This is a genomic window from Cellulomonas cellasea, from assembly GCF_030372105.1.
GTDB classification, from domain to species: Bacteria; Actinomycetota; Actinomycetes; order Actinomycetales; family Cellulomonadaceae; genus Cellulomonas_A; species Cellulomonas_A cellasea_A.
The window spans coordinates 1-13,509 of record NZ_JAUDBQ010000003.1 but is presented as its reverse complement, the minus strand read 5'-3'; the positions used below and the strand labels follow the sequence as shown (position 1 = coordinate 13,509).

Here is a 13,509-nt window from a genome sequence, read left to right as displayed (position 1 = left end):
CGGTCGCCTAGGGTTGACAGGTGGCAGGTCGTCTTGAGCAGTCCCCGGCAGAGCGGTATGCGGCGGCACGTCAGCGCGCGGCAGCCGCAGAGAGCGACCTGACCCGATTCCGGGAGGTCCTCGACTTCCCGCTGGACGACTTCCAGGTCGAGGCCTGCGAGGCCGTCGAGCGGGGCAGCGGGGTCCTGGTCGCGGCGCCCACGGGGGCCGGCAAGACGGTGGTGGGGGAGTTCGCCGTGCACCTGGCGCTCGCCCAGGGGCGCAAGGCGTTCTACACCACCCCCATCAAGGCGCTGTCCAACCAGAAGTTCAACGACCTGGTGGCACGGCACGGCGCCGACAACGTGGGCCTGTTGACGGGCGACACGTCCGTCAACGGCGACGCGCCGGTGGTGGTGATGACCACCGAGGTGCTGCGCAACATGCTCTACGCCGGATCGGGCGCGCTGGCCGGGCTCGGCTACGTGGTGATGGACGAGGTCCACTACCTGGCCGACCGCTTCCGCGGGCCGGTGTGGGAGGAGGTCATCCTGCACCTGTCCGACGACGTGCAGCTCGTGTCGCTGTCCGCCACCGTGTCCAACGCCGAGGAGTTCGGGGACTGGCTCACCGCAGTGCGCGGCGACACCGCCGTCGTGGTCAGTGAGCACCGCCCGGTGCCGCTGGGCCAGCATGTGCTGGTGCGCGGCGCGCTGCACGACCTGTACGCGGGGCACGTGGACCCCACCGACCCCGGCGTGAACCCGCCGATCAACCCCGAGCTGGCCAGGGTCGCGCGCCGCGACCGCGACCTCCCGCTGCACCAGGGCCGTCGGGGCCCCGGCGACCGTGGGTATCGCGGCCGGGGGCAGGGCTCCGGGCAGGGCCGGGGCCGCCCGACGCCGCGGTTCATGGTGGTGGACCTGCTGGAGGAGGCGGGCCTGCTGCCCGCCATCGCCTTCATCTTCTCCCGGGCGGGCTGCGAGGGGGCTGTCGCGCAGTGCGTCGCCGCCGGGCTGCGGCTCACGGACCAGGAGCAGGAGGCGGAGATCCGCCGCGTCGTCGAGCAGCGGTGCGCGTCCATCCCCCCGGAGGACCTCGACGTGCTCGGGTACTGGGGCTTCGTGGACGCCCTGTCCCGGGGGGTGGCGGCGCACCACGCCGGGATGCTCCCGCTGTTCAAGGAGACCGTCGAGGACCTGTTCGCGCGTGGCCTGATCCGCGTGGTCTTCGCCACCGAGACGCTGGCCCTGGGCATCAACATGCCGGCCCGCTCGGTGGTGCTCGAGAAGCTCGTGAAGTGGGACGGCTCCCGGCACGTGGAGATCACGCCGGGGGAGTACACCCAGCTCACCGGGCGCGCGGGCCGGCGCGGCATCGACGTCGAGGGCCACGCCGTGGTGGTCGACCATCCGGGGCTGGACCTGGTGGCGTTGGCCGGGCTCGCGTCCAAGCGCCTGTACCCGCTGCGCTCGAGCTTCCGGCCCACGTACAACATGGCGGTCAACCTGACCTCCCAGGTGGGCCGCCCGCGCGCGCGGGAGGTCCTGGAGCAGTCCTTCGCGCAGTTCCAGGCCGACCGGGGCGTGGTGGGCCTGGCACGGGAGGCGCAGAGCCACTCCGAGGCGCTTGAGGGCTACGCCGAGGCGATGCAGTGCCACCTCGGGGACTTCCGCGAGTACGCGGCGCTGCGACGGGCGATCTCCGACCGGGAGCGCGCGCTGTCCAAGGAGGCCGCCGCCGAGCGCCGCAGGGACGTGGGCCGCTCCCTCGAGGGCCTGCGCGTCGGGGACGTCATCGAGATCCGGGCGGGGCGGCGCTCGGGCCACGCCGTGGTGCTCGACCCGGGGACCGTGGCCGGGTTCGAGGGCCCGCGCCCCACAGTCCTGACCACCGACCACCACGTGCGCCGGCTCGCCGTGGACGACGTGGGCGACGGCGTGCGCAAGCTCGGGTTCCTCCGGGTGCCGAAGTCCTTCAACGCCCGCACCGCCGCAGGGCGGCGCGAGCTCGCGGCGACGCTGCGGCGGACGTTGGCCGACCTCGACGTGGACGGCCAGCACCGTGAGCCGAAGGCCGCCGGGCGGCGGGCGGGCCGTCGTGGCCGGGCCCAGGGGTCAGAGGACGCCGTCCTGCTCGACCTGCGGCGCCAGCTCCGGGCGCACCCGTGCCACCGGTGCCCCGAACGCGAGGATCACGCCCGCTGGGCGGAGCGCTGGTCGCGCCTGAAGCGCGAGCACGACGCGCTGGTGGCGCGGATCGCGGGGCGCACGGGGTCGATCGCCAAGGTCTTCGACCGCATCTGCGAGGTGCTGCTGCGGCTCGGCTACCTGCGCACCGTCACGGAGGACGACGGCAGCGCGCGCACCGTCGTCACCGAGGACGGGCGCTGGCTGCGGCGGATCTACGCCGAGAACGACCTGCTCGTCGCCGAGTGCCTGCGCCGAGGGGCATGGCAGGGCCTCGACCCGGCCGGGCTCGCGGCGGCCGTCTCCACCGTCGTGTACTCCGCGCGCCGGGACGACCGCGAGGGCGCCCCGCCCATCCCCGGCGGCCCTCACGGCCCGTTGGGCCAGGCGCTCGACGAGACCGTGCGCATCTGGTCCGAGCTGGACGACCTGGAGGCAGGACACCGGCTGGAGGCGACCGGGCCGATCGACCTGGGGCTGGTGCAGTCCGTGCACCGCTGGGCCTCGGGCCGGTCGCTCGACTCCGTGCTGCGCGGCAGCGAGCTCGCCGCGGGGGACTTCGTGAGGTGGTGCAAGCAGGTCATCGACCTTCTCGACCAGATCGCGCAGGCTGCCCCCGACGCGCGCCTGCGGCAGACCGCGAACCGCGCTGTGCAGGCGCTTCGCCGTGGGGTGGTCGCGTACTCCTCGCTGTGACGGCGATATCGTGAGCCCTCGTGAGCTCAACCCTGTATCGCCACGGCGTGGTGCACTCTCCCGCAGACCCCTTCGCCGAGGCGCTGGTCGTCGAGGACGGCGTGATCGCCTGGATCGGCGCGGACGACACCGCTGACGGCATGGCAGATCGCGCGGACGAGGTCGTGGACCTCGACGGCGCGCTGGTCGCCCCGGGCTTCGTGGACGCCCATGCGCACCTCCTCGAGACCGGCTTCGCGCTCGACGGCGTCGCGCTGACGCCCGAGGCGGGGGTGCTGTCGCTGGCCGACGCCCTCGCCGCCGTCCATGAGGCCTCACGGACCCGTTCGGGCTCCGAGCCGCTGCTGGGCTATGGGTGGGACGAGCAGGCCTGGCCCGAGGGGCGCGCGCCGCGTGTCGACGAGCTCGACCAGGCCGCCGGCGGGCGCCCGGTGTACCTCGCGCGTGTCGACGCGCACTCGGCGGTCGTCTCGTCGTCGTTCGCCGACGCGGCAGGCCTGCGCGGGCTGCCCGGCTGGTCCGAGGACGGCCGCGTCGAGCGGGACGCGCACCACCGCGCGAGGGAGATCGCCCGCGACGTCGGCGCGGTGCGCCGCGACGAGCTGACGCTGCGGGCCATGCGCGCCGCCGCGGCGGCCGGAATCGTGTCGCTGCATGAGCAGAGCGCGCCGTTCATCGACACCCGCGAGGGCCTGGCCCACCTGATCGCGAGCACCGCCGACCCTGCCAGCGGCCTGCCGCTGGTGGTCGGCTACCGCGGCGAGCTCTGTGTCACGAGTGATGACGCGCGCGAGCTGATGGCGGCCATCCCCGGCCTGACGGGCATCGGCGGCGACCTGTCCGTGGACGGCTCGCTCGGCTCGCGCACGGCGGCGCTGCGCACGCCGTACAGCGACGCGCCCGCGGGCGCCGAGCACCCCAGCGGGGTGCTGTACCTGGGCGCCGAGCAGATCTGCAACCACCTCGGCTCCGTGACGCGCGCGGGACTCCAGGCGGGCTTCCACGTCATCGGCGACCGCGCCATGGACGAGCTGCTGATCGGGCTGCGGGCAGCCGTGGACGTGGAGGGGGTCGACGCGATCCGCGGCGCCGGCCACCGCGTCGAGCACGCCGAGATGATCGACGCGCACGCGCTGGCCACGCTCGTGCTGCTCGGGGTGCGCCTGAGCGTGCAGCCGGCGTTCGACGCGGCCTGGGGCGGCCCCGACGGGATGTACGCGGCCCGACTCGGCGCGGGACGGGCGGCCGCGCTCAACCCGCTCGCCGACCTCGCCGCGGCCGGGATCCCCCTGGCGTTCGGCTCGGACGCGCCGGTGACGCCCTTCGACCCGTGGGGCGGGGTGCGCGCCGCGATCAGCCACCACGCCGCCGACCAGCGGATCTCCGCGCGCGCCGCGTTCCGGGCGCACACCCGGGGCGGGTGGCGCGCGGCAGGGCTGGACCACACGGGCGCTGGCGAGATCCGGGTGGGCGCGCCCGCGCATCTGGCGATCTGGCGGGCGGAGCACCTCGCCGTGCAGGGCGCCGGCGGGCGCGTCGCCACCTGGAGCACCGACGCGCGCGCGGGCACGCCGCTGCTGCCCGACCTGGAGCCGGGGGCTGTGGCCCCGCACTGCGTGCGGACCATCCGATCCGGTGTCGTGCTGCACGACGAGCTGGGCTGACGGCGTGGCCGAAATCACCCGGTCGGCGCAACGCTCGGAGCGGGCCACGACACTCCGAGCGACACGCCGGGCCATCACATCCGACAAGGCGCAAATCGGGACAGACTGACCAGCGCGTATGCGCCTGAGCAGTGCCGATCCTTGCTTGACACGACCTCTCCAGACGGTAGGTTCTCCAGGTGTTCCGCATCTGCGGATGACCGGTCGGCCGGGTGTTTCCCAGCCCTCCGCCCGCGGACCAGGACCCGGCTGGGCCCGCGTGTTCAGTAGAAAACGGATGGCGTCGTCTCGGCGCCATCCGGCACGAAGGACACGCGGGCCGGTCGGCCCGGACCTGGGCTCCGGCGCTGACGTACCCTGCTCCGGTGCCCCTTCGCGAGCCCTCACGCTGGTCGACGCTCCTCCTCGCAGTCGTCGGCGGCGTCCTCACCTGGGCGGCGTTCCCCGACGTCGGATGGTGGGGGACGGCCTACCTGGGCGTGGCAGTCCTCTTCCTCGCGATGCGCCGGGACAGCGCCTGGTGGAACGCCCTCGTCGGCCTCGTGTGGGGTGTGACGTTCTTCGCGCCGCACATCACCTGGGCCGATTTCGCCGTCGGACGCGTGCCGTGGCTCGCGCTCACCGTGTTCGAGGCGCTCTACATCGCGTTGTTCGGCGCCGCATGGGCGTGGGCCCGCCGCGGCAACGCCGTCTGGCGCAGCGCCGGCCTCCAGCTCGTGGTGTTCATCGTCCTGTGGGTCGCGATCGAGGAGCTGCGCTCCGCGTGGCCGTTCGGGGGGTTCCCGTGGGGGCGGCTGGCGTTCTCGCAGGCGTCGTCGCCCATGGTCGCCTTCGCGTGGATCGCCGGGGCGCCCCTGGTGTCCGCCATGGTCGTCGCCGTCGGCGTGCTGCTCGCCCAGACGTGGACCGCGATCCGCACGGGCGCGGTCGGTCTCGCCGGGCTGCGTGGGGCCGTCGCCGTCGTGCTCGTCGCGGTGGGCGCGCTCATTCCGCTCGACAGCCGCGCGCAGTCCGGCGACCTCCAAGTCGGCGCCGTGCAGGGCAATGTCCCCAGATCCGGGCTGGACGCGTTCTCCCAACGCCGCGAGGTGCTCGACAACCACCTCGACGGCACCCATGCGCTGCTGGAGCGGGTCGAGCGCGGCCAGCTCGACCTGGTGGTCTGGCCGGAGAACGGCAGCGACATCGACCCGCAAGTCGACGCCGAGGCCGCCAGCCTCATCGACGAGGCAGCGCGCGCCGTGGACGCGCCCGTGCTGGTCGGCACCGTCGAGTACCCGCCCACCGGCGGCCGTTACAACACGGCGGTGCTCTGGCAGCCGGGGATCGGCGTCGTCGCGGAGTACTCCAAGCAGCACCCGGCGCCCTTCGCCGAGTACATCCCGATGCGTGACTTCTTCCGCCAGTTCTCCTCGGCGGTCGACCTGGTCAGCACCGACATGATCGCCGGCGACAAGGTGGGCGTCGTGCCCGTCGAAGTGCCGCGCCTGGGCCGGACGGTCATCGTGGGTGATGTGATCTGCTTCGAGGTCGCCTACGACAGCCTCGCCCGGGACGCGGTGCGCGCCGGCGCCGAGGTGCTCATCGTCCAGACCAACAACGCGACGTTCGGCCACACGGCCGAGTCGACCCAGCAGCTCGCCATGTCCCGGCTCCGCGCGGTGGAGCTCGGGCGCGCCACAGTGCAGATCTCCACCGTGGGCGTCAGCGCGATCATCGCGCCCAATGGCGCCGTCACCCAGGAGACGGGGCTCTTCACGGCGGAGCAGCTCGTCGCTACGCTCCCTCTGCGCGACTCCCTCACGCCGGCCGCCCGGCTCGGCGGCTGGCCCGCGTGGATCGCTGACGCCCTGGCCGTCTGCGTCGTCGTCACCGGGATGGCCGGTGCGCGGCGCATCCGGCGTGACGACCGCCCCGAGGGAGCCCGATGACGCCCGACCTCCAGCCGCCCAGCCCAGCACTGGGACGCGTGCTCGTCGTTGTTCCCACCTATGACGAGCGGGCGAACCTGCCCGGCGCGCTGGAGCGGCTGCGCGCGTGCGTGCCCGCCGCCGATGTGCTGGTGGTCGACGACGGGTCGCCCGACGGCACCGGGCAGCTCGCCGAGGACTTCGCCGAGGGGGACGCTGCCCGCCACGGGCGCACCGCCATCCACGTGATGCACCGGTCCGGCAAGCAAGGGCTCGGCACCGCGTATGTCGCCGGGTTCCGCTGGGGCCTGGAGCGCGACTACGACGTGATCGTCGAGATGGACGCGGACGGTTCGCACCGGGCCGAGGATCTGCCCTCGCTGCTCGCGGCACTCGACGGCGCCGACCTGGTGCTCGGCTCACGCTGGGTGCCGGGCGGCGCCGTCGTCAACTGGCCGCTGAGCCGCCAATTGCTCTCCCGGGGCGGCAACACCTACACCCGGCTCGCACTGGGCCTGCCGTTGCGGGACGCCACCGGCGGGTTCCGGGCATACCGGGCGCAGATGCTGCGCAAGCTGGACCTCGCGGACGTCGAGTCGCATGGGTACTGCTTCCAGGTCGACATGGCCTGGCGGGTGCTCCGCGCTGGCGGAACCGCCGTGGAAGTCCCCATCACGTTCGTGGAGCGTGCGCTGGGGGAGTCGAAGATGAGCCGCGACATCGTCGTCGAGGCGCTCACGAAGGTGACGGTGTGGGGGGCCCAGCATCGCCTCGGCCAACTCCGCTCGGCCGCCCGGCGTGTGGCAGGCCGGGCGCCGGGTCGCTGATCACGCGGCGCCCGGCCGGGCGCTGGAACGACGACGGGCGCCGGTCCCAGAGGACCGGCGCCCGTTGATCGTGCCGAACGCGTCAGGCGCTGCGACGCAGCTTGCCGGCGCGCAGCAGGTCGAGCCGCTCGTCGAGCAGCTCCTCGAGCTCCTTGACGGTGCGACGCTCGAGCAGCATGTCCCAGTGGGTGCGCGGCGGCTTGCCGCCCTTGGGCTCAGGCTTCGCGGCGTCGCGCAGGAGCGCCTCCTCGCCACAGCGGCACTCCCAGGTGACCGGGACGTCCGCCTCGACAGAGAAGGGCAGGATGATCGTGTGCCCGTTCGGGCAGTCGTAGTGCGCCTGGAGACGGGGGGCGAAGTCGACGCCGTCCTCCGTCTCCATGCTGTGTGAACCGATGCGCATTCCGCGCAGGGACCGGTTCGACATCTGGGACCTCCGTGCCGTTGCCGTGTGAATCTCTTCCGCAGGGCTCAACGACCGACCCGGCCCTGATGTTCCATAGTGCCGTGAAGGTCTCGTGAACGCGCGACGAGCCCGCCACGGTGAGACGTGCCGCTTTCCGCATGTCTGTCCCCCTGCCCGGCCGCGGGCGTGCGTGCGGCTGTGACCAGCGACACAGCCCCGACGCGGTCACCCTCGGATCACTCCGGCGCGATGCGGCCCGACTGCCACCTCGGCGCGGATGCGCAGCCCGGCGCGTGCGGCCAGCCCGCGGAGCACCCCCGACCACCCACGCTCGAACGCGCCCTCCGCGCCACCGCCCTCACGGGTGTACCCGATCAGCACAGACCCCGCGGGCGCCTCATGTCGCACGACAGACAGCAGCACGTGCACGAGCAGGGCGCCGACGGTCTCGGACGGGGCCACCGTGGCGTGCTCGACGGGCAGCACGACGGGCATGGGGCGGTCGTCGCTGTCGAGCACGAGGAACCACAGGGTGGGCGGCCCGCCGCGCTGGTCCCCGACGGCGCGCAGCACGGCGTCGACGAGCGTGGTGTTCATCAGCTCGGCGCTGATCAGCTCGGCGTCCTGCGGGGCCGGCACGAAGTCGGGTTCGCGCGGCCCCGGGGCTGGGTGGGCAGCGTCGTCGGCGCCGTGTGGGCCTGGTAGGCCGTAGTGGAACGGATCACCCCACGTCGGCGGTGTGGGGTGATCTGGGCGGGTGGTCTCGTCCGGGTTGTTGGTCATGCGGCCACGGTCCGAGCCGCCTCCCACGCGCCGGGGCGCGACGGTCAGAGCCCTGTGAACGGCCCGTCAGCCCAAGATCCCTGGGGGTGGCGGGCTCACCCGGAGGGGGTCACTCGCCCCTGGCGGGCTGGGTGAGGACGACCCCGTCGGTGAACATCACGCCGTCGCTGAATCGGGCCTGGACCCGTCCGCCGCCGAACTGCTCCGCGTACAGCCGGGCGTACAGGCCGTCCGGGGCCGCGACGAGCTCCTGATGCGTGCCGCGCTCGACGACACGGCCGTCCTCCACCACGAAGATGACGTCCGCGTCGATGATCGTCGACAGCCGGTGGGCGATGGCCAGGGTCGTCCGCCGCTGCAGCACCCGGGCGAGGGCGTCCTGCACGAGGCGCTCCGACGAGGTGTCCAGCGCCGAGGTGGCCTCGTCGAGGATGAGCACCCGCGGATCCTTGAGCAGCACTCGGGCGATCGCGACGCGTTGCTTCTCGCCGCCCGACAGCCGGTAGCCCCGCTCGCCCACGACAGTGTCGTAGCCGCCCTCGAAGGACATGATCCGGTCGTGGATGTTCGCCGCGCGGCACGCCTCCTCCAACTCGGCGTCCGTCGCGTCGGGCCGGGCGTACCGCAGGTTCTGGGCGATCGTCGCGTGGAACAGGTACGGGTCCTGCGTGACGACGCCGACGGTGTCGGCCAGGCTCGACAGCGTGACATCCCTGACGTCGTGGCCGTCGATGCGCACGGCCCCGCGGTCCACCTCGTACAGCCGGGGCACGAGGTGGCTCAGGGTCGTCTTGCCCGCCCCAGACGGGCCCACGAACGCCGCGAGCTGGCCTGGCTCGACCTCGAAGGACACGTCGCGGACGGCCCAGGTTCGGCGGGTGGGGGCCGCGGCGCCCGCGGCCGTGCGACGGCCACCGCCTGACGTCGATCGGGGCAGCCCATGCGGCATCCCGCCACCCCCGGGCGTCCCCGAGCTGGGGACGCCGAAGCTCATCATCGCGCCGCGCATCCCCCCACCCATCCCCGACCCCCGGCCGGGCGCCGCGACCGGCGCGGGCTCCTGCAGCGACGGGGGAGACGGGTACTGGAACCAGACCCCGTCGAAGGACACGCGGCCCCGGGTGGTGGCCGGGTCGAGCACCACGGCGCCGGGGCGGTCCCGGATGGCGGGCTCCATGTCCAGGTACTCGAAGATCCGCCGGAACAGCGCGAGCGACGTCTGCACGTCGAGCGCCACGCGCATCAACGACACGACGGGCATCAGCAGCCGGGCCTGCAGCGTGGAGAACGCGACGAGCGTTCCGGCTGTCAGCGCGCTCGCGCCGACGTCGCCGGTGATCATGTACCCGGCGGCGAGGTAGACCAGCGCGGGCGTGATCGCCATGAACGCGTTGACCACCCCGAAGAACCCCTGGCCCGCCATCGCCTGGCGCACCTGCAGCACCACCTGGCGGTCGTTCTCCTCGCGGTACCGGGCGATCTCCGCGTCAGAGCGGTTGAACACCTTGGTCAGCAGCACCCCGGAGACGCTCAGCGCCTCCTCGGTGATCGCCGTCATGTCCGCGAGCGACTCCTGCGTGGCGCGCGCGATCACCTGGCGACGGGCGCCCACCCGACGCTGCATGACCACGAACACGGGCATGAGCGCGACGGCGACGATGGTCAGCTGCCAGCTCAGTAGCAGCATCGCGACGAGCGAGGCGATGACCGTCACCGCGTTCGACAGGATCGACGAGGCCGTCGTGGTCAGCACTGATCGCACGCCGCCCACGTCGTTGGCGAGCCGGGATTGGATGGAGCCGGTCTTCGTGGCGGTGAAGAACGCGAGCTCCATGCGCTCCAGGTGCGCGAACAACCGCCCCCGCAGGTCGGCCATCGCGAGGTTGCCGACCTTGGTGGTCAGGTACGTCTGCCCGACGCCGATCGCGGAGCTCAGCAACGGCACCAGGATCATCGCGCCGACCAGCCACAGCAGTAGGCGCAGGTCGACGTCGCCGGACTCGGGGAACAGCGCGTCGTCGAAGACCCGCTGGGTGAGGAACGGGGTGACGATGCCGAGCACTGCACCCACGAGGATGGACAGCACCACCAGGATCAGTTCGCCGCGATATGGGGTCAGCAGGCCCCCGATCCGCCGCAGCAGGGCGCCCGAGGAGTTCGCCGCCGCGGCGGGGGCGGTCGCGATCTGAGGCGGGCCGACCGGCTCCGGCGACTCCGGTGGGGCGGGGGGAGGCGGGGGAGTCGGACCGGTCATGCGCCCAGTCTGGCCGCCGTCGCGCGCGCGGGCGAACAAGCCACGCGTTCGGGGTCGTGCCGCGCGGTCAGTCCAGGCCGGGGGTGGCAACGGGTCGGGCTCCGTGGACCACCGTCGCGTCCCGCTCCTCGTCCCGGATGACCGAGGCGGTGAGCCCGACGCCGGTGAGGGCAGCCACGAGCTCGGACACCTGGCCGCCGCCTGCCTCCATGAGCACGGAGCCGCCGCGGGCGAGCCAGCGCGGCGCGAGGAGGACCACCCGTCGCAGCAGGTCGAGTCCTTCGGGGCCGCCGTCGAGGGCTGTGCGCGGCTCATGCTGGCGGGCCTCGGGCGGCATGAGCCGCAACGCCCCGGTCGGCACGTAGGGGGCGTTCGCCGTGAGGACATCGACGCTGCCCCGCAGGCGCGCGGGCAAGGGCCCGTCGAGGTCGCCCTCGTGGACCTCGCCGATCGACGCGGGGATGTTCTGCCGGGCGCACTGCACGGCGACCGGGTCGATGTCCACTGCGTGCAGCTCGACGTCGGCGCGGCCCGCGGCGATGGCCAAGCCCACGGCGCCCGACCCGCAGCACAGGTCCACGACCCTGGCCTGGCGGCCACTGCTGTCGGCGAGCGCTCGGCGGGCCACGTCCACCAGGAGCTCGGTGCGACGGCGTGGAACGAACACCCCGGGCCGCACCAGCACCCGCAGCCCGCTGAACGCCGCCCAGCCCAGCACGTGCTCGAGCGGTTCCCCGCGGACGCGTCGCGCGGTGAGCTCGGCGAGGTGCTCAGGGCTGGTCGCGTCGCTGTGGAGCAGCTCGGCCTCATCCTCCGCGAAGACGCAGCCCGCGGATCGCAGCGCGTGGACGGTCGCGGACTGCTCAGGCCACTCGCCGCTGGCCCGGCGCGCGGGTCCCGGGGTGAGCGCCGGGATCTCAGGCATGGGTGCGCTCGACGGCCCGCTGGACGAGCTCGTGGTCGTCGGCGCCCTCGAGCCGCCACTGGCGCTGCTGCATTGCCCCGTTGCCCCGCTGCAGCACGTGCCGCACCTGCTCGGCCGCCCACTCCTGGTCGCCGGACGCCTCCAGTGCGGGGCCCACATGGTCGAGCAGCGTCTGGATGGCCTCGGCGGCGGGCAGCGGGCGGAAGGTCAGCGGGTCGAGCAGGTCGCCGGTGAGCCCTGACCTCGCGGCGCGCCAGGCGGCGACGCGGAGCGCCTCGGTGCGCGGCTCGGGGCCGAGCGGCGGGCCTCCGGCGAGGCTGATGTCGAGTGCGGTGTCGGCGAGGGCGCGGACGAGCACCGCTTGGAGGACGGCGTCAGCGGAGTCGAGGCAGACGTCGGGCACGCGCACCTCCACGGTGGGGTAGCGCGGCGAGAGGCGGGCGTCGAAGTAGACCATTCCCGGGTCGAGGATCGTCCCGCTCCCGACGAGGACGTCGACGAGGCCGTGGTAGGCCGCCGCGTCGCCGAAGGGCGCCGTCGGGCCCGCTGTCGGCCAACGGCCCCAGACCAACGACCTGTAGCTGGCGTAGGCGGTGTCCTCGCCGTGCCAGTAGGGGCTGTTGGCGCTCAGTGCGAGGAGCAGGGGAGTCCAGCGGCGCAGGTGGTCGATGATCCGCACGCCCTCCTCGTCATCCGCCACCTCGACGTGGATGTGGCACCCGCAGGTGAGCTGCTCGCGGGCGATCTCCCCGAACTCGTCCCGGATGGCCTTGGCACGCTGGTTGACGATGACTGTGGGATCGCCGCCGATGGGCGCGGTGCCGATCGCCACTGCCCGCGCGCCGACGTGCTGGGCGGAGGAGTCAGCGCGGGACCGGCCGGAGCGGACCTCGGCGAGCAGGTCGGCGATGGTGGAGCGCGGGCGGGTGGAGGTTTCGACCTGCTCTTGGGTGAACTCCTTCTCGAGCTTCCCACCTGGCGGGTCGTCGAGTGTCTCGTCGGCCGCGTGGGCCGCGGCGTGCTGCAGCGCGGGCGCTGCGACGGCCCGGAGGGTCCCGTCAGGAGACACGAGCAAGAACTCTTCTTCGATTCCGATGCGGCGCACCACCACAGTGTGGTGGGGGGCAGTGGCGCTGTCCCGTCGAATGCACTTTTACTGACATATTGTACATTATTGGCATTCGCTTTACCTTAGCCACCGCGACGGCGTCCTGTCCGCCGCTTCGAGCCACGGCGCCGACTCCGACACCAGAAGAAATGGGACAAGCGCGGCGGAGAGCGGGGGAGTGGCGCCCGTCGTCAGCCCAGGAACGCGGTGATGGCCTCCACCACCAGGTCATGGTCGTCAGCCTGCGGGAGCCCCGACACCGTCACCGTGCCCACCACGCCCACATCCGTGATCCGCACCGGGAAGCACCCGCCATGCGCCGCATAGCGCTGCAACGGAAGGTCCTGCTGCGCGGCGAACGTCGTGCCGTCCGCCCGCGCCCGCGCCCCGACCAGGTACGACGACGCGCCGAACCGCTCAGTGACCCGCACCTTGCGCTCCACCCAGGAGTCGTTGTCCGGGGTCGTGCCCGGAAGCGCGGCGTGGAACAGCTGCTGACGCCCGCGCCGCACGTCGATGGTCACCGGCAGCGAGCGCTCCTGCGCGATCTCGACCAGGACACAGCCCAGTCGCCACGCGTCGTCATTGTCGAAGCGGGTGAAGACGAGGTTGCGCTCCTGCTCCTCGAGCTTCGCGACCAGGTGGACCAGCTCGAGTTCGCTTGACGGGCTCATCCCTTGATCATGGCCGCGCTCAGGCCAGCCGTCGAGCGGACGCCGCGCCATCACCGCCGTGTCACCCCGCTGTGGGACGGTGACGTCATTGCCC

10 protein-coding genes are annotated in these 13,509 nt (G+C 73.1%); 4 read left to right on the top strand and 6 right to left on the bottom strand.

Annotated elements, in window-relative coordinates:
- Positions 1–20: 20 nt before the first annotated feature.
- The 4 genes from QUV83_RS03730 (at position 21) to QUV83_RS03715 (ending at position 7,265) form a co-directional block, all read left to right on the top strand.
- Positions 21–2,864, top strand: a complete 2,844-nt coding sequence (locus QUV83_RS03730) for a DEAD/DEAH box helicase (RefSeq protein ID WP_289562804.1) — start codon at positions 21–23, stop codon at positions 2,862–2,864.
- 20 nt (positions 2,865–2,884) lie between these two features.
- Entirely contained in the window at positions 2,885–4,528 is a 1,644-nt protein-coding gene (locus QUV83_RS03725; RefSeq protein WP_289562802.1) for an amidohydrolase, read from the top strand.
- A 365-nt stretch (positions 4,529–4,893) separates the two neighbouring features.
- Positions 4,894–6,459, top strand: coding sequence for an apolipoprotein N-acyltransferase (gene lnt, locus QUV83_RS03720; RefSeq protein WP_289562800.1), 1,566 nt, complete (start codon positions 4,894–4,896; stop codon positions 6,457–6,459).
- Positions 6,456–7,265: a polyprenol monophosphomannose synthase gene (locus QUV83_RS03715; RefSeq protein WP_289562799.1), complete on the top strand. Its 810-nt coding sequence runs from the start codon at positions 6,456–6,458 to the stop codon at positions 7,263–7,265. The genes lnt and QUV83_RS03715 overlap by 4 nt, the downstream gene beginning before the upstream one ends.
- 82 nt (positions 7,266–7,347) lie before the next feature.
- Here QUV83_RS03715 and QUV83_RS03710 read toward each other — a convergent pair whose 3' ends face one another.
- From QUV83_RS03710 to QUV83_RS03685, 6 genes are all read right to left on the bottom strand, one after another.
- Positions 7,348–7,692, bottom strand: coding sequence for an RNA polymerase-binding protein RbpA (locus tag QUV83_RS03710; RefSeq protein ID WP_289562797.1), 345 nt, complete (start codon positions 7,690–7,692; stop codon positions 7,348–7,350).
- 204 nt (positions 7,693–7,896) lie between these two features.
- On the bottom strand, positions 7,897–8,454 hold the full coding sequence (locus tag QUV83_RS03705; protein ID WP_289562795.1) for a hypothetical protein: 558 nt from the start codon (positions 8,452–8,454) through the stop codon (positions 7,897–7,899).
- A gap of 109 nt (positions 8,455–8,563) precedes the next feature.
- Positions 8,564–10,708: an ABC transporter ATP-binding protein gene (locus QUV83_RS03700; protein WP_289562793.1), complete on the bottom strand. Its 2,145-nt coding sequence runs from the start codon at positions 10,706–10,708 to the stop codon at positions 8,564–8,566.
- A gap of 67 nt (positions 10,709–10,775) precedes the next feature.
- A complete protein-coding gene (locus QUV83_RS03695) occupies positions 10,776–11,633 on the bottom strand; it encodes a putative protein N(5)-glutamine methyltransferase (RefSeq protein ID WP_289562791.1) in 858 nt (285 codons plus the stop codon).
- On the bottom strand, positions 11,626–12,738 hold the full coding sequence (locus QUV83_RS03690) for a carboxylate-amine ligase (RefSeq protein WP_289562789.1): 1,113 nt from the start codon (positions 12,736–12,738) through the stop codon (positions 11,626–11,628). The genes QUV83_RS03695 and QUV83_RS03690 overlap by 8 nt, the downstream gene beginning before the upstream one ends.
- A 194-nt stretch (positions 12,739–12,932) precedes the next feature.
- A complete protein-coding gene (locus QUV83_RS03685; RefSeq protein ID WP_289562787.1) occupies positions 12,933–13,415 on the bottom strand; it encodes a heme-degrading domain-containing protein in 483 nt (160 codons plus the stop codon).
- Positions 13,416–13,509 lie beyond the last annotated feature (94 nt).

Bases quoted from the DNA above. Each gene is read 5' to 3' on its own strand.
- QUV83_RS03715 (WP_289562799.1), top strand. From the start codon at position 6,456: ATGACGCCCGACCTCCAGCCGCCCAGCCCAGCACTGGGACGCGTGCTC.
- QUV83_RS03710 (WP_289562797.1), bottom strand. From the start codon at position 7,692: ATGTCGAACCGGTCCCTGCGCGGAATGCGCATCGGTTCACACAGCATG.
- QUV83_RS03705 (WP_289562795.1), bottom strand. From the start codon at position 8,454: ATGACCAACAACCCGGACGAGACCACCCGCCCAGATCACCCCACACCG.
- QUV83_RS03700 (WP_289562793.1), bottom strand. From the start codon at position 10,708: ATGACCGGTCCGACTCCCCCGCCTCCCCCCGCCCCACCGGAGTCGCCG.
- QUV83_RS03695 (WP_289562791.1), bottom strand. From the start codon at position 11,633: ATGCCTGAGATCCCGGCGCTCACCCCGGGACCCGCGCGCCGGGCCAGC.
- QUV83_RS03685 (WP_289562787.1), bottom strand. From the start codon at position 13,415: ATGAGCCCGTCAAGCGAACTCGAGCTGGTCCACCTGGTCGCGAAGCTC.